This is a genomic window from Nonomuraea sp. NPDC050786, from assembly GCF_040654115.1.
Taxonomy (GTDB): Bacteria; Actinomycetota; Actinomycetes; order Streptosporangiales; family Streptosporangiaceae; genus Nonomuraea.
The window spans coordinates 13,099-34,899 of the sequence record NZ_JBFAHJ010000055.1 but is presented as its reverse complement, the minus strand read 5'-3'; the positions used below and the strand labels follow the sequence as shown (position 1 = coordinate 34,899).

Here is a 21,801-nt window from a genome sequence, read left to right as displayed (position 1 = left end):
AACCAATATTTTGGTGGATGTGGCGGAGAAGCTCCGGGAAATATGTTGAATGTGTCCGGTAAGAACTACGAGGAGGTTGAGATGAACCGAATCGAGCAGGCGGCACAGGTTGACATTCCCGGTCTGGAGCAGGGTGTTCTGCGGCCGCTGGAGTACAACAAGGTCGCTCCTCCCACCCTGACCCCGATCATCCTGGCGACCGTGACCGTCGGCGCGACGATCTGCGTGGCCCAGAAGGCGTGCGCCGCCAAGGCCGACGTGGGCGTCGTTCTCGACGCCGAGGGTCCCCTGACCGCCGACCGTCTGGTCGAGGCGCGGCGGTCGGGTCTCCTCGCCTGACAGATCGCCACACGCGGTGCCGGCGGCCCCCCGCCGGCACCGTCCGGTCGCGGGCACGGTCACCAGGCCGGTAGCAGGCCGCGCATCCACCGCATGGCAAAGGAGTGACGATGACGACCAAGGCGGTTGAACCCGTCGACAGAGCCCTCCGCCAGGTGGAGACGATCAGCGCGGTCGGACTGGCGCTGGCCTCGATGGAGTATCTGGCCCGTCCCGACCTGTTCGAGGACACCGGCCTGATGAGCTGGGAGGTCGAGCGCCTGCGCATCAGGATGCTGGCCGGCAAGAAGGCCGACTTCCTGAACGTGCTCTTCAAGCCGCCGGGCATCTACGTGCTGCTGAACCTGCGGCTCGTGGCGGCGCTGACGCTGATCAACCCGAAGTCGGACAGGACCTCGCGCGACATCGCGGTCGCGTTCATCGCGGTGACGAACTACCTGCTGGCCGTACGGATCCGGGCCGGCACGGACGGCACCGAGCACATGTCGCAGCTCACCTACATGGCGCTGCTGGCCGCCCGCCTGTTTCCCAACGACCCCAAGGCGCGGGCCGCGAGCGCCTGGTTCATCGGCGGGCAGTCCATGCTGTCGTACCTGGCGGCGGGCCTGGCCAAGGCCGCGGGACCGTCCTGGCGGCAGGGGCAGGCGATGCCCGGCATCTTCCGCACCTACGTCTACGGAGACGAACGCGTCTACAAGATCCTCAAGGACCGGCCCATGCTCTCCAAGCTGGCCGGCTGGGGCGTGATCGTGGGCGAGTCGATCGTGCCGCTGGCCCTGATCCTGCCCAAGAAGTCGGCGTGGGGGATGCTGGCCGCGGGCGCCTCCTTCCACGCCGGGAACGCCATGTTCATGGGACTGAACAGGTTCCTGTGGTCTTTCGTCGGCACCTATCCGGCCGTCGTCTATATGTCCAAGCACATGAACCTGGACGACGTCTCGCCCAAGAAACTGCTGCGCGTCTTCCGGAAGCGGCGATGAAGGGCGGCCCGTTGCATGGCGCCCTGGCTCTGCTGCGTCCCCACCGTACGAGCCTGGTGGTGGCACTCGGCCTGGGCGTGGCCGCCACCGGCGCCTCGCTGTCGCAGCCCGTGGTCATCGGCTCGCTGATCGGCGGCATGTCCGGCGGGCCCTTCCCGACCACCACGCTGCTGCTGCTCGTCGCCCTGTTCGTGGTCGAGGGCGCCGTGGCGGCGGCACAGGCGTTGATCGTCGGCCGGACGGGCAGCCGGATCGTGCTCGGCGTACGTGAGACGATCGTGCACCGGCTGCTGCGCGGCCGGATGAGCGACCACCAGGAGCGGCGCCGCGGCGACACCATGGCGCGGATGCTCTCCGACACCTCGCTGATCTCCGGGGCGCTCACCCAGAGCCTGGCCGGCATGCTGCTGGCCGCCGTCACGGTCATCGGCGCCGTCGCCCTGATGGTGATCATCGATCCGGTGCTGGCCGGGGTCACCGCGCTGTGCCTCCTGGTCGCGGCGGTCGCCGGCCTCACGCTGGCCCGGTGGGTCCGCCGCGCCACCGTGGACCTGCAGGGCCGGGTGGGCGACTTCGGCGCGGCGGTGGAACGGGCGCTCGCCGGCCTGAGCACCATCAAGATCAGCCGGGCGGAGGATCGGGAGGCGGCCCGCCTCACCGCACACGCCGGCGACGCCTATCGGGCACAGCAGCGCGTGGTGCGGCTGGTGGCCGCCCTGCTGCCCGCCGTCAACCTCGGCCTGCAGGCCTCCTACGCGGTCGTCTTCGTCGTCGGTGCGCTGCGGCTGTCGAGCGGCGCGCTGTCGCTCGGGACGTTCACCGCCTTCTTGCTCTACCTCTTCTACATGGTCACGCCGCTGGTGAACTTCTTCGCCTCCGCCGCGCAGTTCCAGCAGGGCGTGGCCTCCGTGGCCCGGCTGCAGGAGATCATGACCCTGCCCGCGGAGGAGGAGCGCCCCGGTGCGGTGGCCCCGGTGGCGCCGCGGCCCGAGGGTGAGATCCTGCGGCTCGACGACGTCTGGTTCGCCTACCAGCCGGGGCGTCACGTGCTGCGCGGGGTGTCGTTCTCCGTGCCGGCGCGGGGCGTCACCGCGATAGTCGGGCCGTCGGGCGCCGGCAAGTCCACGATCTTCTCGCTGATCGAGCGGCTGTGGGAGGCCGACGACGGCGCGATCATGCTGGGCGGCCGGAACGTACGCGACATCGACCTGGCCGAGCTGCGCGCCCGCGTCGGGTACGTGGAGCAGCACGCCCCCGTCATGGACGGCACGATCAGGGAGAACCTGCTCTATGCCGCCCCCGACGCCACCGAGGCCGAGCTGGAGCACGCCATCGAAGCGGCCAACTTGAACCGGTGGATCGACGGGCTCGAGGACGGGCTGGACGGCCAGGTCGGCGAGGAGGGCGCCGAGCTCTCCGGCGGGCAGCGGCAACGGGTCGCCATCGGCCGCATGATCCTCACCCGGCCGGACGTGCTGCTCATGGACGAGGTCACGGCCCACCTGGACGCCGAGTCCGAGCAGGCCCTGCGCGACTCGATCAAGGTGCAGGCGGCCGAGCGCGCGGTCGTGGTGATCGCGCACCGGCTCTCCACCGTCGTCGACGCCGACAAGATCATCGTCGTGGAGGATGGGCGCGTCCGCGGCGAGGGCACCCACGACAGCCTGATGGCCTCCGACGACCTCTACCGGCGCCTGGTCCACACCCAGTTCGCGCCCGAGCTGACGGAAGGGAAGGTTCGACGATGAAGGTGACGCTGCCGAGAGTGCTCGGCCTGGGCGTGGCCGCGACAGGGCTGGCGCTCACCGCCGGCACCCTGTTCGAGACCGTCGCCGAACGCCGCGACGCGGAGCGGATCCCCCTGCCAGGGCAGCTGATCGACATCGGCGGCAGGCGGCTGCACGCGCTGCTGGCCGGCACCGATCGGCCCGGCCCCACGGTCGTGCTGGAGAGCGGCATGGGTTGCCCGCTGGAGGGCTGGGCCTGGGTGCGGCCCATGGTCGCCGAGTTCGCCCCGGTCCTGTGCTACGAACGGGCCGGCATCGGCCGCAGTGATCCGCCGGACGAGCCGCTGACCGCCGACCTCGCCACCCGCGACCTCAAAGCGCTGCTGACGGCGCTGGGCCTGCCCGGCCCGTACGTGCTGGCCGGCCACTCCTACGGCGGCCTGCTCATCAGGCACTTCGCCCACAAGTACCCCGAGGACGTCGCCGGCCTGGTGTTCGTCGACTCCTCACACCCCGACCAGCTCATCAGATCCCACCGGCAGCGCATGGGCCTGCACTTCGTGGAGCAGGACCTGCGGACGTCCGTCACCAAGGCGACCTTCGGCCTGATGCGGCTGACCGCCACCCCGGCCATGATGCGGATCGGGGGGCTGCCCGAACCGGAGCGGTCGGTGGCCATGGCCCAGTATTACCGGCGCTCCGCGTGCGTCGGCGCGTACGCCGAGTTCCGCGCCTGGCTCGACAACGTCGAGGCGGCCGTCCGCGAGACGACGGTGCCGCCCGATTGCCCGGTCGCCGTGCTCACCGCCACGGCCTCGTCCGACGACGACCCGATGCACATGGAGCTGCAGCGCGAGCTGGCCGCGCTCGGGCGCGGCGGCGTCCACGAGATCGAGGAGTCCGGGCACGTGGAGCTCATCGCCGAGGAGGTCCACGCCGCCAAGGTCGCGCATGTGATCGAGAAGGTGGTCCGGTTATCCGAGCTGGAGGAGACGTGAACGGGACATTAGGCGCGCGCATCGGGCGCGGGACGGTTTACGCGTTGTTCGGCACGTGGTTCGCGTTGAGCTTCCTGAAGCAGGAGCCGACGCGGAAGCTGGAGTGGGCGGGCAAGCTGGCGTGGGTGGCCAAGATTGACGGCAGCGGCATGGTCGTCCCTGACTGGCGCTTCTTCGCCCCGAACCCGGGAATGTGGGACAACCACCTGCTGTACCGGGACGAGCTGGACGACGGCACGGTGACGCCCTGGAAGGAGGTCATCCCGACGCGCAATCGGTTCTGGGTGCACATCCTGTGGTATCCGGACCGCCGCGACGAGAAGGCCCTGTTCGACCTGGTGGGCCAGATAGCCCGGACGGTCGTCGATCCGGATTTCACCGGCTCCAAGGACATCCAGGTGACATTGCCCTATCTCATGCTGCTCAACTATGTGACCCACCGGCAGCAGCACCACCGGCATGCCAAGGCCACCCAGTTCCTCATCTGCCGGTCCACGGGGCGTGATGAGTCGGAGCAGCCGCTGGCGCTCTTCCTGTCCAACGTCCATCCCCTGAGCTGATGAACACCGTAGTGGTGGTGGACGCCGACGTGTTGCGGCGGCAGCGGCTGGTCGGCGCGCTGCGGCGGGCCGATGGGATCGGCTCGGTGGTGACGGCGGACCATCCGCCGGAGGGCCGGCTGCCCGGGACGGACGCGCTGGTGATCCTGCTCTCGCTCGACGTCGGCGGCGTCGATCTGGCCCGGACGGCCCAGCGGCACTTCCCGGGCCCCGGGATGCGCGGCGGCCTGATCGCCATCGTCACCGGGTCCGGCGACCGGGACCGGCTCCTGGTGGCGCTGCACGCCGGGTTCCGCGGGGTGATCTTCGCCGGCAGCCAGGACGAGGAGGTCGTCACCGCGGTGCGCGCGGTGGCCGCCGGGCACCCGTACATCCCGCCGATCATGCTCAACGACGTCGCCCTGGCCATGCTGCCGCTGGCGGTGCGGCTGGCCGAGGGGCGCGACGACCCGCGGGCGACGGGCGCGCTCACCGCGCGCGAGCAGGAGGTGCTGGGACTGCTCGCGATCGGCTGCCCGAACGAGGAGATCGCCGAGAAGCTCGTCATCACCGAGGCCACGGTCCGCTCCCACGTGCTGAAGATCCTGCGCAAGCTGGGCGTCCGCAACCGCACCGAGGCGGTCTTCATTGCCCATCAACGAGGGCTGTTCGGGCCGCTGCCGTACGTCCCGGCCGCCCATCAGGAACCGAGAGGAGCGGACGACGCGGATGGAGTCCCTGTTCATCTATGACGGCGACTGCGGATTCTGCACCAGGTCGGTGACCTGGCTGCTGGGCCGGGTGCGCCCGGCGGCGGAGGCCAGGGCGTACCAGCGAACGGACCTGGCCGCCTTCGGCACCACCGCCACGCGCGCCCGGCACGAGGCGCTCTGGGTCACCAGGGACGCCCGGGGTCGCACCTCCGTGCGCGGCGGCGTGCAGGCGTTCGCCGCGCTGCTGCGCACCGGCGGCCCCCCGTGGCGGGCCGCCGGGCTGCTGCTGGCGACGCCGCCGATCAGCTGGGTCGCGATGGTGGTCTACCGCCTGGTCGCGACCAACCGATACCGCCTGCCCGGAGGGACCGCCGCCTGCGCGGTGCCGATCCGTGACCCCGACTCTTGACCCGATCCGTCATCGAAGACCGTCATCGAAGATTCGTCATCAGCGATTCGTCATAAGGAGGAGCCCCATGCGCGGGGACGAGTACGAGGAGTTCGACGCCGTGATCGTCGGCGGCGGGCCGGCCGGTTCGGTGACCGGCGCGCTGCTGGCCAAGCGCGGCCACCGGGTGCTGATCCTGGAGAAGGAGCGCTTCCCCCGCTATCACATCGGCGAGTCGCTGATCCCGGGCATGATGACCGTGCTGGAGGAGCTCGACCTCGTCGACCGGCTGGCCGGAATACGCTTCCCCAGGAAGGACGGGCTCAGCCTGGTGTGGGGCAAGGACCGGCAGTTGTGGAACATCCACTTCTCCGAGGTCCCCGGCGTGGTCTACGACTACTCCTACCACGTGCGCCGCGCCGAGTTCGACGACCTGCTGCTCACGCGGGCCGGGGAGCTGGGGGCCGTGGTACGGCAGGAGGCGACCGTGAAGGAGGCGCTGACGGACGACGGCCGCGTGACCGGCGTGCGCTACACGCTGGCCGGGCAGGAGCGGGTGGCGCGGGCGAGGGTCGTGGTGGAGGCGTCGGGCCAGGCACGGGCGCTGGGCCGCGGGCTGAGCCCCGTGCAGTGGCAGGACGACATGCGCAGTGTGGCCCACTGGACGTACTGGGCGCCGACCGGTGACCTGCCCGACGATCAGCGCGGCAACATTCTCGTCGAACGGGTCACCGACGGCTGGTTCTGGGCGATCCCGGTCGACAGCGAGCCGCCGACCCTGAGCGTGGGCTACGTGACCCCCACCAGCGAGCTCGGCAAGGACAGGACCCTGCGCGAGCTGTACGACGCCGGCCTGGCCGAGAGCAAGGTCGTCAAGGGCCTGCTGGCGGGCAGCGAGCCGGTCGCCGAGTTCCGCACCACGCGCGACTGGTCCTACCTCGCCGAGACCACCGTGGGCCCGGGCTGGCTGACGGTGGGCGACGCGGCCGGCTTCATCGACCCGCTGTTCTCCGGCGGCGTGTGCCTGGCGATCCTGTGCGCGCACCCGGCCGCCCGCGCGATCGACGTCGCCCTGCGCAGCCCCGGTATGGAGGAGCGCGCCTTCGACGCCTACCGCGTGAGCCACCACAAGATGATCATGACGTTTCTGGAGTACGTCCGGTTCTTCTACGATCCCGATCGCGACCGGGAGGACTACTTCCAGCAGGCCCAGGCCATGGCCGAGCTGGACGTACGGAACGTGGAGGCGCGCGAGGCGTTCGTCACCATGGTCTCCGGGGTGTCGGCGCTGGCCATTCTCTTCCCCATCCCTGAGGTGCCCGAGGAGGCGAGCGTCGTATGACCGAGCCGGCCGTGCTGATCGACGTGACCGACGGGACGCTCTTCGGCCGCAACGCGTTCTGGCCGATGTTCGCCTGGCTCAGGCGGAATGAACCGGTCCACTGGCACCCCGAACCCGGCGGGCCGGGCTTCTGGGTGGTGACCAAGCATCGCGACGTGACCCGCGTCTACACCGACTCCGAGACGTTCAGCTCCCGCCACGGCATGCGCCTGGGCAGCGTGGACAAGGCCGTGGCGGCCGTCTCCCAGCGGATGCTGATCGTCTCCGACCCGCCGGAGCACAACCGGATCAAAAGTGTGATCTCCAAGGCTCTGGGCCACTCGGAGCTGCCCCGCATGGAACGTCTGGCGCGGGCGGCCGCCGCCCGCGCCATCGACGACGTGCTGGAACGTGGCGAGGTCGACTTCTACGAGGTGGCCAAGCGGCTCACCAACCACGTGATCTGCTCGCTCATGGGCATCCCGGCCGGCGAGTGGGACTGGGTCTGCGACACCATCTCCGCCGCCTTCGAGGGCACCGACGAGGAGGCCAAGAGCCACGCGCACAGCGAGATCTTCCTGTATTTCAGCGAGTTGCTGGCCGAGCGGCGCGAGGAGCCGGGGGACGACTTCATCAGCCGGATCGCCACCGACGAGCGCGTGGCCGAGACAGGCGGCCGGCGCCCGCTGACCGACGAGGAGATCGTCTTCAACTGCAGCGGTGTCCTGTCGGGCGCGAACGAGACGACCCGCTTCTCCACCGCCGGCGCGGTGCTGGCCTTCGCCGACCACCCGGACCAGTGGGAACTGCTCAGGTCGGGCGGCGAGCCGGCGCTGCCCGCAGCCGTGGAGGAGGTGCTGCGCTGGACCGTGCCCGGCGTCCACGCCCTGCGTACGGCGCTGCGCCCGGCCACCATCGGCGGCGTGGACATCGCCCCCGGCGACCGGGTGACGCTCTGGAACGTCTCGGCCAACCGGGACGAGGAGGAGTTCCCGCAGGCCGACCGCTTCCTGGTGGGCCGGACGCCGAACCGGCACGTCACGTTCGGCGCCGGGCGCCACCTGTGCATCGGTGCCCGGCTGGCCCGGATCGAGCTGACGGTCTTCCTGCGCGAGCTGGCCGGTCGCGTACGGACCATCGAGCTACGCGACCGGCCGGCCTACAACGCCTCGAACTTCACGTGGGGACTTTCACGCCTGGCCGTACGGTTGAGCGCTTGATCGGGTGCAGGTTCGAGTAGAAGACGATCAGCGGTTCCTCGGACTCGTCCCAGCCCGCGGAGCGGGCGATGAGGAACTGCGTCCTGATGGCCCGCGGGTGGTGCGGGTGGTTGTGCGTCACGTGGTTGAGTAGGAACAGGTACGGCAGCGAGAGCTGGATGTCCTCGGGGCTTTCCAGCTTGCCGTCCAGGATCGTGTTGGACACCTCGCCGGCCAGATCGAAGATCACCTTGTCGATGCGGTGCTCGGGCAGCCAGAAGATGTGCCGGATCTTGCGCGGCACCGCGGAGGTGATCTCCTTCCACGGCGTGAGCTCGCCGTCCTCCAGCTCGTCCCGGTAGAGCACGTTGTTGTCGTGGACGCCGGGATGCGGGGCGAAGAACCGCCACTCCGGCAGCAGCAGCCCGCCGGGGTCGATTTTGCGGTGCCACTCGAGGCGGCGGGTGGGCTCCTGCTTGATCGTGGCGGCGGCGAACCACGCGCCCAGGAACGTGATGAGCAATCCCCTGCCTACCTGAGCGGGAGTCGGTCGCGTCCTCATGGGATCAGCGGCGCCGCGCAGTCGGTGGCCTTCTCCTGGCCCTTGCACAACCGCACGTACATGCGCTGCGTCGGCGTGAGGAAGGTGCTGGTCCACTTGATGTTGATGGGGGCCGAGCCCGCGCCGCACTGGGTCACGTGCTTGACCACCGGGCCGGGGACCAGATCGTAGATGTACTGCACCCAGATCGAGTAGCAGTCCGCTCCGGTATTGGTGAGCTCTCCCGAGACAGTCGTGGTGCCGCCCAGCCTTCCGTCACTCACGAACTCGGTGGTGCCCGCGGCCGTGGCCGTCCCATAGCTCCTCGACCATGGGGTGGCCGCCGCGGCCGGGTATGTCGTCAACGCCGTGGCGGCCACCGCCGCCGCACCCAGGACCGCAAGCCGTCCGCTCAATCTCATGGTGAACCTCCGATTCGGGAAAAGGGGGGGACGGGCACCCGGCCTCCGGGCGCCCGTTGGTGCTCAGCCGAGCAGGACGTTCCTGCGGGTGGCGGCCAGGTCGTCGACGCCGAGGACGCCCAGGTCCGGGGTGCCACTCAGGGCCGTCCGCGAGGCGACGCTGCCGCCGAACACTGTGGGACAGGCGACGAGGATGACGTGGGTAACCGGTGCCGTGATGGCGGTCAGAGCCGGCGATTGCGGCGACAGCAGCCGCAGGGGTTCCAGATCGGGGCCGGTGCGGGTGGGGAGCATCCGCTGGGCGGCGCTTTCGACTGCGTTCATGTGCTTCCTCTCTGGTTGCTGGGGGCGCCCGGCGGCCTCGCACGGCCGCCGGACACCCATCGGTGTCAGCGGCGGAGGATGTCCCGCCGGACGTCGGCCAGGTCGTCACCGCTCAGGCCGGCCAGGTCCACGTCGGACGGCAGCGCGGTGGAGTCCAGGTGGTCGCCGCCGAAGAAGGTGCAGACGTACTTGGCGGCGAGGTAGCCGGTCGCGAACGCCGCGACCGGCGTGTAGAGGACCGGGCTGACCGGGTTCGCGTGCTCCAGTGGCGCGAAGGAGGCCGCGCTGCGCCCCGGGATGGTCTCCTGCGCGACGCGCTCCACTCCGTTCATCGGATCGTTCCTTTCAGGTGTGCAGGATGTGCCGGCGCAGCTCGACCAGCTCGGCCACGTCGAGCTGGGTCATGTCCGAGCCGCCCTTGAGCGCGGTGGACTCCAGGTGGTCACCGCCGAAGAAGGTGCAGGTGAACTTGACGGCGTTGTAGCCGGCCACGAACGCGGCGACCGGCGTGAACAGCACCGGGCTGACCGGCTTCGCGTGCTCCAGCGGCTGGAAGCCGGCGGCGGCGCGCGTCGGGATCGTGTTCTGCGCGATCGCTTCGACTCGGTTCATTGGATGGTTCCCTCTCTTTCACGGGGGCGGTAATGGCCCCGCGAAACTACGGAAAATGGGTCGCCACCCCAGCGGTAACGGCTGGATCCGACCGATCGGGTTTACGCCGCGGTCTCCGCCGGATGCAATTCCCGTCCCTTTCTGTGGAGACTTCCACACCTGTAATGCTAGGGAACGGAGTTGCCGCGCACATCCAACATATTGTGGATTTAGTTCCCCGCCGAGAGGAAGTCGCGATCATTAGGGAAGGGGCCGGCGACGGCCAAAGACAATGGCGCGGAGAAAAGCTGCGAGGCCAGGTCCCGTACCTCTTCTCCGGTCGTTTCGCCGACCTTGTGCACCAGGTCGCCGACCGTCATGGGGGCCTGCCCGGACAGCTCGCCCTGGGCCAGCGCGGTCGCCCGGGCCAGCGGATCGGCCAGGCCGAGCGCCAGCCGCCCCCGGGTGCGCCGCTTGGCGCGCTCGACCTCTTCCTCGCTCAGCCCGTCGCGGGCGATCCGGTCGAGCTCGGTCCGCAGGCACTCCAGGAAGGCGGGCACGTCGGCAGGCCGGCACACCCCGTGGACGGCGAACGCGCCCGCGTCGGAGTACGCCTGCGCGTGGCTGCCCAGCGCGTACGCGAGCCCGCGCCGCTCGCGCAGCTCCACGAAGAGCCGGGACGAGATGCCGCCGCCGATCGCGGTGGACAGCACGGCCATGGCGTAGCGGGCCGGGTGCAGGTGAGAGATCGCCGGCACGCCGGCCATCAGCGAGGCCAGCTCCACGCTCCTGGGCAGCACCCGGCAGCGGCCTGGCCGGTCCGTCACGCTCCCCGGGCCTTCTCGCGGCGGCACGGGGTCGCGGCGGCGGTCACCGAAGCGCCGCAGCAGACCGGCCGCGGCCAGCTCCACGATCCGGTCGTGGTCGACGTCTCCCGTCGCCACGACCACGAGCTTCTCGGGAACGTAGTGCTCGGCGTGGAAAGCGGCCACGAAGTCCCGTTTCATCGCGCCGACCGTGGCTTCCGCACCGCCCGCCGGCCGGGCGAGCCGTTCGTCGGCGAACAGCAGGTACGCCAGCTCCTGCTGCGCCGCCTGGAGCGGATCGTCGCGCTGCATGGCCAGCTCGTTGAGGAGCACGGCGCGCTCGGTCTCCACGTCGATGCCGTTCAGCGCCGGGTCGACCACCATGTCGCAGATCAGATCGGCGGCCAGGGGCAGGTCCTCGTGCAGCACCTTGGCGAAGTAGGCGGTGTGCTCCTTGGCGGTGACCGCGTTCGACTCGCCGCCGGTGGCGTCCATCTCGGCGGCGATGCGCTCGCCGGTGCGGCGGCCGGTGCCCTTGAAGACGACGTGCTCCAGGAAGTGCGAGGCGCCGTGGCACTCCTCGGGCTCGTCACGCGAGCCGGTGGCGGCCCACACGCCGAAGGCCGCGGCGTGCCGGCCGGGCGTCCGTTCGGTGATCACACGGAGGCCGCTCGGGAGCACGGTACGGCGGAGATGCGGTGTGGCCGGCACACCGGCACGCTAACGCGGCGGCCCGGGGACGGGGCTGCCCGATCGGGCTGCCCGTCCGGCCTGGCCGAAATCCGGTCCGGGCAGGCGCTCCCCGGGCGGCGGTGCGATGCCAGGCTCGGGCCATGACAGAGCGAGACGAGGAAGCGCTGACCCTGGTCACCGCGGCACTGGATCTGATGGTCCCGTACGCCGTCCGCGCCGCCGCCACCCTGCGGCTGGCCGACGAAGTCGCGCCGGGCGGCTCCACGGCGGCCGAGCTCGCCGCCGCCTGCGGCGCCGATCCCGACGCGCTGGAGCGCATGCTGCGCTATCTCAGCAGCCGGGGGATCTTCGACGAGGTCGCGCCCGGCGTGTTCGCGGCGAACAGGGCGGCGTCGCTGCTGTCGCCCGCGCACCCGTGGGGCATGCACGAACTGCTCGACCTCGACGGCCCGCACGGCCGGATCGCCGACGCCCAGCGACGCCTCCTCGACACCGTACGGTACGGCGGCGACGCCTACCGTCGCGTGTTCGGCCGCCCCTACTACGAGGACATGGCGGCCGACCCGGAGATGTCGCGGCGCACCTCGGCCGTCTCCACGGCGATGGCCGCCGGGTACGCCGGCGAGATCGCCCAGGACGAGGTGTGGAAGCGCGCGGGAAGCCTGGCCGACGTGGGCGGCGGCACGGGCGAGCTGACGGCCGCGATCCTGCGGGCACACCCGGGGCTGCGCGCGGTCCTGGTGGAGCGGGCCGAGACGGCGGCGGCCGCCGCCGACACGCTGGCCGCGGCCGGAGTGGGCGAGCGCTGCGTCACCGTCGACGGCAGCTTCTTCGACCCCCTCCCGGAGGGGCACGACGTCTATCTGCTGGCCAACGTCGTCCCCGACTGGGGGGACGACGACGCGGTGGCGATCCTGCGCCGCTGTGCCGAGGTCGTTCCCCCAGAGGGCAGGGTGGTCGTGGTGGACACCTGCGTCACGGCCAGGGCCGACGATCAGGTCATTACATATCTGGATATGTTCCAGTTGGTCGTGCAGAACGGGCGGGCCAGGCGGCCGGAGGAGATCCACCGCCTGGCCGAGCGTGCGGGGCTCACGCACGTCGAGACGCGCCAGACGCCGCTGTCCGGCTACCACGTCATCGAGTACGTCCGAGCATGAGCAGCGAGACCGGCGCCCCGACGACGGGGGCCGCGCCCTTCGCCGCCGTGCCCGCGTCCGCCGTCGCCGCGTTCGAGGCCGCCGCCGGGACGGGCTCGGGTGGGGCGTCGCAGGCGGCGTCGGCTCCGGGCCGGTCGTCGGGCAGGGTGCCGTCGGCCAGGTAGGCCGCCACATACCCGTCGACGCACGCGTTGCCGCGCAGGAACGACACGCCGTGGCTCATCCCCCCGCGTTCCAGCACCAGCCGTGACGTGGGCAGCTTGGCGTGCAGCTCCAGCGCTCCCGGCCAGGGCGCGCCCGCGTCCTTGGTGGCCTGGACGAGCAGTGCGTTCTCGACCGCCCGACCCGAGATCGGCTCGGCCGGACCCGCCGGAACCGGCCAGAACGCACACGGGGCGTTGTACCAGACGTGCGTCCAGCCCACGAAGGGGGACCGGAGGTGGAGCCGCCAGGCGTCCCGGCGCCAGCGGTCCCAGTCGCGCGGCCACGGCGCGTCCGCGCACTGGGTCGCGCTGTGGACGGCGTAGTCGTTGTCGTCCGGAGGCGCCAAGTACCGGTAGGCGTCCACCAGTGGCTGGGCGTCGCCGCGGGCCAAGGCCGACAGCGCGGCGGCGAGCATCGGCCACCACGTCGTCTCGTAGCCGGCCGCCAGATAGGTGCCGTCGAACTCGCGCGGGCCCACGACCTGCCCGGCGGGCCGGGCGCGTACCTGGTCCCTGGCGGCGTAATAGGCCCGTTCGACCTTCTCGGGAGTGTCGCCCAGGGCGTAGGCGGACTTGTGGCGGGCGATCCAGGCGAAGAAATCGCGGGCCCGGTCGTTCATCGCGGTGGCGTGGTCGAGTCCGTGCCGGTACCACACGTGGCTGGGCCGGACCACGCTGTCGAGGACCATGCGGGCGACGGTGCCGGGGTGGCGCGTGGCGTAGACGGCGCCCAGGTAGGAGCCGTACCCGTAGCCGAGGTAGGAGATCCGGTCCTGGCCCAGCGCCCGGCGCAGCGCGTCCAGGTCGTCGGCGTTGTCGGCGGTGCGCATGTGAGGCAGCAGGTCGCCGTGCCGGGCCGCACAGGCGGCGGCGTAGCCGCGCGCCACCTCGATCTGGGCGCGCTCGTCGGCGAGGGTACGCGGCACGGTGTCGGGCTGCACGGGGGCGAAGCGGGCCGGGTCGCAGCTCATCCGCGGCTCGCTCGCGCCGGTGCCGCGCGGGTCGTAGCCGATGATGTCGTAGCGCGTGACCAGGTCGGACGGCATGAGCACGGTGAGGGCCGCGGCCAGCGTACGCCCGGCCTGCCCGGGGCCGCCGACGTTGACCAGCAGGGCCCCCAGCCGCCGCTCGGGCGGCGCGGTGGCCGCCTTGCGCGCCAGCGCGATCTTCACCGTGCGGCCGCCCGGGGCGGCGTGGTCCAGCGGGACGTCGGCCTTGGCGCACTCCAGCCCCAGCGACGCGAGCAACGGCTCGGAACAGGTCCCCCAGGCGATCGCGGCGGGGGCGGCTGCCACAGCGGCCGTGGCCGCGGGTGCCGGAGCCAACGGGGAGACGGTCAGAAACGCGGTGAGTAATCGGAGAAACATGCGGCATTCCCTGTGTGAATATAGGTGCGGTAGCGTCACGATAACGCTCGACCCGGTCCGGGACCCTGGCCATTTGACCAGACCGTTTTTCCGTTTAACTCGTCACTGACAATTGGTAACGTGCCGTTGTACAGGTTGGAGGTGTGATTTGTCAGCCACACATTCGAGAGATCCGGCTGTCCTGCTCGCTTCGCTCGTCAAACGTTACGGCGACAAGAAAGCCGTCGACGGTCTTGACCTCCGGGTAGACCAAGGGGAGATCTTCGGGCTGCTCGGCCCGAACGGGGCCGGCAAGACCACGACGCTGGAGATCATCGCCGGGTTACGGGCGCCCACCTCGGGCACCGTCCGCGTCGCCGGCTTGGACCCGACGGCCGAACGACAGGAGCTGGTCCGCGTCCTGGCCGTCCAGCCGCAGCAGGCCCAGCTCTTCCCGCTGCTGACCGCCGAGGAGACGCTCACCCTCTGGCGGACCTTCTACGAGCGGCCGGGGGACGTGGCCGAGTTGCTGGCCGCGGTGAGCCTCACCGAGAGCGCCCGCACACAGGTGCGCAACCTCTCCGGTGGCCAGGAGCGCCGCCTGCTCATCGCCTGCGCGCTGATCGGGCGGCCCCGCGCGGTCGTGCTCGACGAGCCTTCGACCGGCCTGGACCCCAACGCCCGCGCCGAACTGTGGGAGGTGCTGCTCCGCTTCCGCGACGAGGGCGGCACGGTGATGCTCTCCACTCACTCCATGGACGAGGCCCAGTCCCTGTGTGACCGGGTCGCCATCATCGACCACGGGCGGCTGCTGGCCGAGGGCAGCCCGGCCGAGCTGATCGCCCGCCACGCGCCCCACCACCTGGTAACCTTCTCCCGCGATGCCGGCCATGCCAGGGACCTGCTCGCCTCCCGTCCCGACGTGCTGGCGATCGACGTGCGCGGCACCAAGGTGCACGTCTCCACCTCCGATCCCACGGCCGTCTCGGCGCTGCTCCGCGGCATCGACCCGCCCGTACGTGACGTCGTCGTCCGCGCCTCCGGGCTCGACGAGGTCTACCGGGAACTGACCGGACGAGTGTTCACCGAGGTGAAGGTATGAACTGGACTCTGGCCCTGGCCCACACCCGCCAGCTCACCAGGGACCGCCGCGCGGCCATGGGCGTGATCGGCTTCCCGCTGCTCTTCCTGGTGCTCGCGATGGTAGGGCCGGTCGGCTCCGGCGACGTCAGTCGCTTCCAGCTCCCCGGCGCGCTGTTCACCGCGCTGGCCGCCATCGCCCTGTACGGGACCGTGCTGCCCACCGCCGAGTTGCGCCGCAGGGGCACACTCCGGTTGCTGAGCACGACGCCGCTGACCCGCCGTGCCCTGCTGTTCTCCCTGGCCCCGCTCCGGCTGGTGCTGGCCGCCGCGTTCATCGTGCTGAACTGCGCGGTCAGCGTGGCCTATGGCTACCTGGAGGTGTCGCGGCTGCCCGGGCTGGTGCTGACCAGCGCCGTCGGGCTGGCCTTCCTGCTGGCGCTGGGTTTCGTGTTCGCGGCCGTGCTCACCTCGGCCGAGACCTCCGAGACCGTGCTGACCATCCTCGTCATCGCGATCATCTTCATCGGCGACGCCGTCGTCCCGCTGAGCATGCTGCCCGCCGGAGTGGCCGACGTCCTTCAGTGGCTGCCCCCGGCCCTGATCACCGGCGCCCTGCGCTGGGAACTGGTCGGCATGGAGCCCCCGCACCCGGAGTGGGTGACGTGGGCGATCGGCGCGGGCGGCGCGCTGCTGCTCGGCGCCCTGGCCGTACGCGTCTTCCGCTGGGACGACGGCTCATCGTCCTGACGCCGCCGGGTACGGCAGCGCACGGCTGTCGAGCTTGCCGTTGGGCGTGAGCGGCAGCGCCTCCATGGTCACGAACTCCGCGGGCACCATACCGGCGGGCAGGATCCCCGCCAGGTGCCTGCGCAGCTCCGTGCCGGCGGGGGCGGCCGCCCGCCCACCGGCGGGCACCACGTAGGCCACGAGCCGCGGCTGCCCCTCTCCCTTGAGCACGACCGCGGCCTGGGCGATGCCGTCGTGCCGCTCCAGCGCCGCGCTGATCTCCGCGGGCTCGATGCGGTTGCCGTGCAGCTTGATCTGCTCGTCGGTCCTGCCGAGGAACATCAGGTCGCCGTCCGGTCCGGCCTTGACCAGGTCGCCCGTGCGGTACATCCGTTCCCCGGGCGGGCCGAAGGGGTCGGGGAGGAAGCGCAGCGCGGTCAGCCCCGGCTGGTTGAGATAGCCCCTGGCCACACCGGCGCCGGCGATGTACAGCTCGCCCTCGGCGCCGGGGGGCACCGGGCGGAGGCGTCCGTCCAGCACGTACACCCGCACCCCGTCGATCGGGCGGCCGATGGACGGCGGCCGGGCCGGGTCGAGCGGGTCGCAGGCAGTGGCGGCCACGGTCGTCTCCGTGGGACCGTACGCGTTGATCATCTGGCGGCCCGGCGCGAAGCGGGAGACCAGCTCGGGGCTGACCCGCTCACCGCCGACGATGAGCGTGCGCAGCGTCGGCAGGTCCTCGTCGGGCAGCGTGGCCAGCAGGGCCGTCGGGATCTGGAGGCAGGTCGCCGCGGTCAGGCACAGGGCGTCGGCCAGGTCCTCGCCCGACAGCCGGTCGTACGGGCCCGGCAGAATGAGCGTCGCGCCGGAGAGCAGGGCCATCGCCACGTTCGCCACGGCCGGGTCGAAGCCGGGCGCCACGATGTGCAGCACCCGGCCGGTCCCGTCCAGCCGGGTGCGCCTGATGTGGTCGCGCGCCAGGTTGACGATGGCACTGTGGGGCACCACCACGCCCTTGGGCGTCCCCGTGGAGCCGGATGTGTAGATGACGTAGGCCGGGTGGGCGGGCCGCAGCGGCCGGGCCCGCTCCTCGTCGACCAGGTCGCCGTCCGGGAGGGAGCCGAGCGGTCCTGCGTCGTCCTGCGGCAGGTCGTGGCGGATGACAGTGAGCGGCGCGGCGTCGCGGATCAGCGTCTCGCGGCGGGCCGGCGGCAGGGCGAGGTCCAGCGGGAGGTAGGCCGCGCCGCACTTCAGCACGGCCAGCATGGCGACCACTGCGGCGGGCGAGCGGGGCAGCTCCACGCCCACCCGGTCCTCGGGCCCGGCCCCGAGCCGGACGAGATGGCGGGCAAGCCGGTTCGCTCGCGCGTTGAGTCCGGCGTAGGTCAGCGTGCCGAGCGGCGACTCGACGGCCGTGGCCGCCGGGGTCCGCGCCACCTGCGCCTCGAACAGGCTGGGCAGTGTGTCCATGCTGGAACGCTAGATCAAGCGCCGGAGCGCGCCAGCCGTACTTGCCCTCGCCGAACGGGCAGCCCAGCCGATCTTCAGCGGCCCGGTGGCCGGACAGTATCGTCGGGGAATGCACTCTGCCATGGACCCCGCGGCACGGAGCAGGACCTACGGCGGCTTCTTGCACCTGGAGGAGCTGCTCTCCCTGCAGGAGTCGCCGTCGGGCCATCACGACGAGATGCTCTTCTTCACCGCACACCAGATCTACGAGCTGTGGTTCAAGATCCTCCTGCATGAGCTCGAGCGCGCGCGCGACGCGATGCTCGCCGACGACGTCCCGTGGGCGCTGTACTGCCTGCGGCGCGTCCGAGTCATCGAACGCGTGCTGTGCGAGCAGATCGACGTGCTCGCCACCATCAGCCCCGGCTCCTTCCAGCAGTTCCGCGGCGGCCTGTACAGCTCCAGCGGCCTGCAGTCGGCGCAGTTCCGCGAGATCGAGTTCCTGTCCGGCCTCAAGGACCCCGCCCACCTGCGCCGGGACGACCTGACGGACGCCGAGCGGGAACGGCTGACGCGCCGGCTCGCCGAGCCCGCACTCACGGAGGCCTTCGACATGTTGCGGGTCCGGCGCGGCTCGCCCGACCTGGCCGAGATCCTGCGCAGCGAGGTGATCGACGACGACCTCGGCCGGCTCGCCGAGGCGCTGATCGACCACGACGAGGGCTTCTCCCAGTGGCGCTACCGGCACGTGCGCATGGTGGAACGGATCATCGGCGGCCGCGACGGCACGGGTGGCTCGTCGGGCGTCGGGTACCTACGATCGACCCTCGCCAAACGGTTCTTCGAGGAACTGTGGAGCGTGCGTGGCCGCCTCTGACGACGCCGGCCTGCCGTACGACGCCGGCCTGCCGTACGACGCCGGCTCGCCGTACGACGCCGGCTCGCCGTACCCGCCCGAACTGGCCCGCTTCACCGTGCCCGGCGGGGGCCTGCGCGTGCCGTACGGTGCGGAGGCCGACCAGTACGGCGAGCTGTGGCTGCCGGAGACCGGCCGGCCGCCCCACCCCGTGGTGGTCCTCGTCCACGGCGGCTACTGGCGCAGCCGCTACCGCGCCGATCTCATGCACGCCCTCGCGCACGCCGTGGCCCACGCGGGCGTCGCCGCCTGGAACCTGGAGTACCGCAGGGTGGGTGACCCCGGCGGCGGCCTGCCGGGCACGTTCACCGACGTCGCGGCGGGCCTGGAGGCGCTGGCCGGCTTGGCCGCCGCGCACTCCCTCGATCTGGCGCGGGTGGCCGTCGTCGGCCACTCGGCGGGCGGGCACCTGGCCGCGTGGCTGCCCGCCAGGACACGCACGCCGTGGGGCGTGGGCGGGCGGATACGCCTGCGCCTGGTGGTCGGGCTCGCGCCGGTCGCCGACCTTCGGCTGGCCCACGCCTGGAAGCTGTCTGACGACGCGGCGGCCGGGCTCATCGGCGGCACCGCCGAGGAGGTGCCCGAGCTGTACCAGCTGGCCTCACCCGCGGACCTGCTGCCGCTGGGCGTCCCTCAGGTCCTCGTCCACGGCACCGCCGACGACGCGGTGCCGTACGAGATGAGCGTCCGGTACCAGCGGGCGGCGCGGGCGGCCGGCGACGACTGCGAGCTGATCCGCCTGCCGGGCGGGGACCACTTCACGGTCATCGACCCGGGCAGCCCGGCATGGGCGGTCACCTGGGAACGGCTGTCCCGGGCGCTCGATCTCGGCTGATCCGCGCGGTCAGGTCGCCCGCGGGCTCAGCTCATCTGCGCGGCGATCCCGCGGAAGCGGTCGGCGGCCGTCCACACCTCGGTGAACGAGGTCGTGGCCGGGGCCAGGCCGAAGCGGAGCCTGTCGGGCGGGCGGACGTCCACGATCACCTCCTCGGCCTCCAACGCCTTGCCGAACCGCTCGGCGGCAGGATGCGCGAACGCCACGTGACCGCCGCGCAGCGCGGCCTCGCGCGGGCCGGCCAGGCGGACGCCCAGGGGCGCGAGCCAGGCGTCGTACAGCTCGATGAGCAGGCCGGTCAGCGCCTGGCTCTTGGCGCGCAGGGCCGCGATGCCGGGCTCGGCCAGCAGGCGGCAGCCGTCCTCGACCAGGGCGAGGCTCAGCACCGGCGGGGTGCCCACGAGGAAGCGCCGGATGCCGGGGGCCGGGTCGTAGCCCTGGGGCATGGCGAACTGGTCGCGGTGGCCGAACCAGCCCCAGATCGGCTGGGTGAGGCGGTCCTGGAGCGGGCGCCGTACGTACGCGAACGCAGGAGCGCCCGGGCCGCCGGACAGGTACTTGTAGGTACAACCGACGGCCAGGTCGGCGCCGCAGGCGTCGAGTTCGACCGGCACCGCGCCCGCGGAGTGACACAGATCCCAGAGCGTCAGCGCGCCCGCGGAACGGGCCACGGCGTTGATCGCCGCCATGTCCGCGATCGCGCCCGAGCGGTAGTCGACGTGCGACAGACACACCAGCGCCGTCCGCTCGTCGACCACCCGGGCCACGGCGTCGGGCGTGGGCCCGGTGATCTCGTCGAAGGCCACCAGGCGCAGCTCCAGCCCGCGCTCGGCGGCCACGCCCTCCAGGATGTAGCGGTCGGTGGGGAAGATGCCGCGGTCGCAGACGATCAGCCGCCGCTCGGGCCGGGCCGGGACGGCGGCGCGGGCCAGCTTGTAGAGGTTGACGCCGGTGGAGTCGGTGACGACGACCTGGCCGGGCGCGGCGCCGAGAAAGTGCCGGCCGAGCAGGTCGCCGATGTCGTGCTGGAGTCTCATCCAGCGGGAGAACCAGGAGTTCACCAGGTCGTGCGCCCACTCGGTGGTGATGAGCGCGCGGGCGGTGTCCTGCGCCGCGGCGGGCGGTCTGCCCAGGGAGTGGCCGTCGAGGTAGATGCGGCCGGGCAGGGTGGGCACGAAGCGGTCGCGAAGCGGAGCGAGCGGATCCTCGGCGTCGAGCCGCCGGGCGTCGTCCAGGGTCGGGTGGTGGACCGTCATGGCTACTCCGAGGTCGGGTGGTGGACCGTCATGGCTACTCCCAGGTCGGGTGGTGGACCGTCATGGGTTCCGAGGTCAGGGGTGGACCGTCATGGGTGGTCCATCACTCAAGGGCCGCGGCCATGAGGGCCGCGGTCATGGCGGCTCCGTCCTGCCAGTCGGAGTTGACGTTCAGCGCGGCGGTGCGGGAGCCGTCGAGGGTGCCGAACACCGAGGTGATGGAGCCGTGGATGGCGCCGTCATAACCGGCGACGAGCTCGCCGCCCACCCGCCGGAACTTGACGCCGAGCCCGTGGGCTCCGCCGGAGCCCTCGACCGGGGCGAGCATCTCTGCCAGCTCGGGTGCGGGCAGCAGCCGTCCCCCCAGCAGCGCGCCAAGGAACACGGTCAGATCTCTCACGGTCGAGATCAGCTCGCCGGACGCGCCGCCGGCCGACGGGTTGAGCTCTGTCACGTCCAGGGTGCCGCGGAAGGGGATGGGCAGCGACAGCCGCGAGTAGTGGCGGGCGTGCGGCTTCGGCAGGTGCGTGGCGTCGCCGGGCAGGGACGTGCCGGTCAGGGACAGGGGCTCGATGACGCGCGCGCGGACCTCGTGCCGGAAGTCCCGGCCGGTCGCCCGCTCGATGACCAGCCCGGCCAGGACGTATCCGGTGTTGGAGTAGGCCCAGTCCGTGCCCGGCGGGAACAGCCGCGGGTGGTCGAGCGCGATCCCGACCAGCTCCAGCGGCTGATACGAGGCCGTCCGGTGACCGGGGAAGTCGCTGGTCAGCCGCCGGTGCATGGCTGGATCGCGGGTGTAGTCGAACAGACCGCCGGTGTGGCCCAGCAGGTGTCTGACGGTGACGCGGCCCAGGTCGTTGCCGTTGCGTGGGGCCAGCTCCGGCAGCCATCGCGCGACCGGGTCGTCCAGGCTCAGCCCGCCCTCGGCGGCGATCAGGAGCGCCGTGGCGGCCACGACCATCTTCGTGACGCTGCCCGCCCGGAACCTCTCGTCGGCATGGCGAGGCAGCCTCGCCGCCACGTCGGCGTACCCGGTGGCACCGTGCCAGCGCTCCTCGCCCACGCGTACCTCGCCGATCGCGCCGGGCGCTCCGAAGCGGGTGGTGATCTCGTCGAGCGCCAGGGCGGCGCGGCGCGTGCTGAGCGGGCTCACCGGAGTAGTCATGACCCCAGCGAACTATGACTCGCGGCAGCGCGGGGAGCCCGATCGAAGGGCCCATTCGGGCAGGCCACGGAGGATGCGGAC

At 71.6% G+C, this 21,801-nt stretch carries 24 protein-coding genes; 14 read left to right on the top strand and 10 right to left on the bottom strand.

The window, feature by feature from the left end; genetic code table 11:
• Window positions 1–81: 81 nt before the first annotated feature.
• The 9 genes from AB0H84_RS51665 to AB0H84_RS51625 all read left to right on the top strand — a co-directional run bounded on the left by AB0H84_RS51665 (window position 82) and on the right by AB0H84_RS51625 (window position 8,225).
• Window positions 82–339, top strand: coding sequence for a hypothetical protein (locus tag AB0H84_RS51665; protein ID WP_357621636.1), 258 nt, complete (start codon window positions 82–84; stop codon window positions 337–339).
• A gap of 110 nt (window positions 340–449) precedes the next feature.
• Complete coding sequence (locus tag AB0H84_RS51660; RefSeq protein WP_357621634.1) at window positions 450–1,319, top strand: hypothetical protein; 870 nt, start codon at window positions 450–452, stop codon at window positions 1,317–1,319.
• Window positions 1,316–3,067, top strand: a complete 1,752-nt coding sequence (locus AB0H84_RS51655; RefSeq protein ID WP_357621631.1) for an ABC transporter ATP-binding protein — start codon at window positions 1,316–1,318, stop codon at window positions 3,065–3,067. Before AB0H84_RS51660 ends, AB0H84_RS51655 begins: the two co-directional genes overlap by 4 nt.
• Entirely contained in the window at window positions 3,064–4,044 is a 981-nt protein-coding gene (locus AB0H84_RS51650; RefSeq protein WP_357621628.1) for an alpha/beta hydrolase, read from the top strand. Before AB0H84_RS51655 ends, AB0H84_RS51650 begins: the two co-directional genes overlap by 4 nt.
• Window positions 4,041–4,604 carry a hypothetical protein gene (locus AB0H84_RS51645; RefSeq protein WP_357621626.1) on the top strand — a complete coding sequence of 188 codons (564 nt, stop codon included), beginning with the start codon at window positions 4,041–4,043 and terminating at the stop codon, window positions 4,602–4,604. The genes AB0H84_RS51650 and AB0H84_RS51645 overlap by 4 nt, the downstream gene beginning before the upstream one ends.
• A complete protein-coding gene (locus AB0H84_RS51640; protein ID WP_357621623.1) occupies window positions 4,604–5,335 on the top strand; it encodes a response regulator transcription factor in 732 nt (243 codons plus the stop codon). Before AB0H84_RS51645 ends, AB0H84_RS51640 begins: the two co-directional genes overlap by 1 nt.
• A complete protein-coding gene (locus AB0H84_RS51635) occupies window positions 5,313–5,705 on the top strand; it encodes a DUF393 domain-containing protein (protein ID WP_357621621.1) in 393 nt (130 codons plus the stop codon). The genes AB0H84_RS51640 and AB0H84_RS51635 overlap by 23 nt, the downstream gene beginning before the upstream one ends.
• 67 nt (window positions 5,706–5,772) lie before the next feature.
• Window positions 5,773–7,026, top strand: coding sequence for an NAD(P)/FAD-dependent oxidoreductase (locus AB0H84_RS51630; RefSeq protein ID WP_357621618.1), 1,254 nt, complete (start codon window positions 5,773–5,775; stop codon window positions 7,024–7,026).
• Window positions 7,023–8,225, top strand: coding sequence for a cytochrome P450 (locus tag AB0H84_RS51625; RefSeq protein ID WP_357621616.1), 1,203 nt, complete (start codon window positions 7,023–7,025; stop codon window positions 8,223–8,225). The genes AB0H84_RS51630 and AB0H84_RS51625 overlap by 4 nt, the downstream gene beginning before the upstream one ends.
• Here the strand turns inward: AB0H84_RS51625 and AB0H84_RS51620 are convergent.
• From AB0H84_RS51620 to AB0H84_RS51595, 6 genes are all read right to left on the bottom strand, one after another.
• Entirely contained in the window at window positions 8,182–8,727 is a 546-nt protein-coding gene (locus AB0H84_RS51620) for a hypothetical protein (protein ID WP_357621613.1), read from the bottom strand. The two genes, AB0H84_RS51625 and AB0H84_RS51620, sit on opposite strands and share 44 nt — an antisense overlap.
• A gap of 35 nt (window positions 8,728–8,762) precedes the next feature.
• Entirely contained in the window at window positions 8,763–9,167 is a 405-nt protein-coding gene (locus AB0H84_RS51615; protein WP_357621611.1) for a hypothetical protein, read from the bottom strand.
• A gap of 63 nt (window positions 9,168–9,230) precedes the next feature.
• Window positions 9,231–9,491, bottom strand: a complete 261-nt coding sequence (locus AB0H84_RS51610; protein WP_357621608.1) for a hypothetical protein — start codon at window positions 9,489–9,491, stop codon at window positions 9,231–9,233.
• 65 nt (window positions 9,492–9,556) lie between these two features.
• Window positions 9,557–9,823, bottom strand: a complete 267-nt coding sequence (locus AB0H84_RS51605; RefSeq protein ID WP_357621605.1) for a hypothetical protein — start codon at window positions 9,821–9,823, stop codon at window positions 9,557–9,559.
• A 13-nt stretch (window positions 9,824–9,836) separates the two neighbouring features.
• Window positions 9,837–10,103 (bottom strand): hypothetical protein, encoded by a 267-nt coding sequence (locus tag AB0H84_RS51600; RefSeq protein ID WP_357621604.1) that lies wholly within the window; start codon window positions 10,101–10,103, stop codon window positions 9,837–9,839.
• A 209-nt stretch (window positions 10,104–10,312) separates the two neighbouring features.
• Window positions 10,313–11,599, bottom strand: a complete 1,287-nt coding sequence (locus AB0H84_RS51595) for a pitrilysin family protein (protein ID WP_357621601.1) — start codon at window positions 11,597–11,599, stop codon at window positions 10,313–10,315.
• Between the two features lie 122 nt (window positions 11,600–11,721).
• Between AB0H84_RS51595 and AB0H84_RS51590 the strand changes: the two genes are divergently transcribed.
• Window positions 11,722–12,741, top strand: a complete 1,020-nt coding sequence (locus AB0H84_RS51590) for a methyltransferase (RefSeq protein ID WP_357621599.1) — start codon at window positions 11,722–11,724, stop codon at window positions 12,739–12,741.
• Here the strand turns inward: AB0H84_RS51590 and AB0H84_RS51585 are convergent.
• A complete protein-coding gene (locus AB0H84_RS51585; RefSeq protein ID WP_357621598.1) occupies window positions 12,719–14,311 on the bottom strand; it encodes an alpha/beta hydrolase in 1,593 nt (530 codons plus the stop codon). The two genes, AB0H84_RS51590 and AB0H84_RS51585, sit on opposite strands and share 23 nt — an antisense overlap.
• Window positions 14,312–14,459: 148 nt before the next feature.
• On the opposite strand from AB0H84_RS51585, the gene AB0H84_RS51580 reads away from it, so the two are divergent.
• Window positions 14,460–15,392 (top strand): ABC transporter ATP-binding protein, encoded by a 933-nt coding sequence (locus AB0H84_RS51580; protein WP_357621595.1) that lies wholly within the window; start codon window positions 14,460–14,462, stop codon window positions 15,390–15,392.
• Complete coding sequence (locus AB0H84_RS51575; RefSeq protein ID WP_357621593.1) at window positions 15,389–16,120, top strand: ABC transporter permease; 732 nt, start codon at window positions 15,389–15,391, stop codon at window positions 16,118–16,120. The genes AB0H84_RS51580 and AB0H84_RS51575 overlap by 4 nt, the downstream gene beginning before the upstream one ends.
• Here the strand turns inward: AB0H84_RS51575 and AB0H84_RS51570 are convergent.
• Window positions 16,109–17,569, bottom strand: a complete 1,461-nt coding sequence (locus AB0H84_RS51570; RefSeq protein WP_357621591.1) for an amino acid adenylation domain-containing protein — start codon at window positions 17,567–17,569, stop codon at window positions 16,109–16,111. The two genes, AB0H84_RS51575 and AB0H84_RS51570, sit on opposite strands and share 12 nt — an antisense overlap.
• Before the next feature lie 109 nt (window positions 17,570–17,678).
• Here AB0H84_RS51570 and AB0H84_RS51565 point away from each other — a divergent pair, with 109 nt between their 5' ends.
• Together AB0H84_RS51565 and AB0H84_RS51560 are read left to right on the top strand one after the other, a co-directional pair.
• Window positions 17,679–18,425, top strand: a complete 747-nt coding sequence (locus tag AB0H84_RS51565; protein WP_357621589.1) for a tryptophan 2,3-dioxygenase family protein — start codon at window positions 17,679–17,681, stop codon at window positions 18,423–18,425.
• Entirely contained in the window at window positions 18,412–19,299 is an 888-nt protein-coding gene (locus AB0H84_RS51560; protein ID WP_357621586.1) for an alpha/beta hydrolase, read from the top strand. The genes AB0H84_RS51565 and AB0H84_RS51560 overlap by 14 nt, the downstream gene beginning before the upstream one ends.
• Window positions 19,300–19,325: 26 nt before the next feature.
• Here AB0H84_RS51560 and AB0H84_RS51555 read toward each other — a convergent pair whose 3' ends face one another.
• Together AB0H84_RS51555 and AB0H84_RS51550 are read right to left on the bottom strand one after the other, a co-directional pair.
• Window positions 19,326–20,555 carry an aminotransferase class V-fold PLP-dependent enzyme gene (locus tag AB0H84_RS51555; protein ID WP_357621584.1) on the bottom strand — a complete coding sequence of 410 codons (1,230 nt, stop codon included), beginning with the start codon at window positions 20,553–20,555 and terminating at the stop codon, window positions 19,326–19,328.
• Between the two features lie 103 nt (window positions 20,556–20,658).
• Window positions 20,659–21,720: a serine hydrolase domain-containing protein gene (locus tag AB0H84_RS51550; RefSeq protein ID WP_357621582.1), complete on the bottom strand. Its 1,062-nt coding sequence runs from the start codon at window positions 21,718–21,720 to the stop codon at window positions 20,659–20,661.
• Window positions 21,721–21,801: the final 81 nt, after the last annotated feature.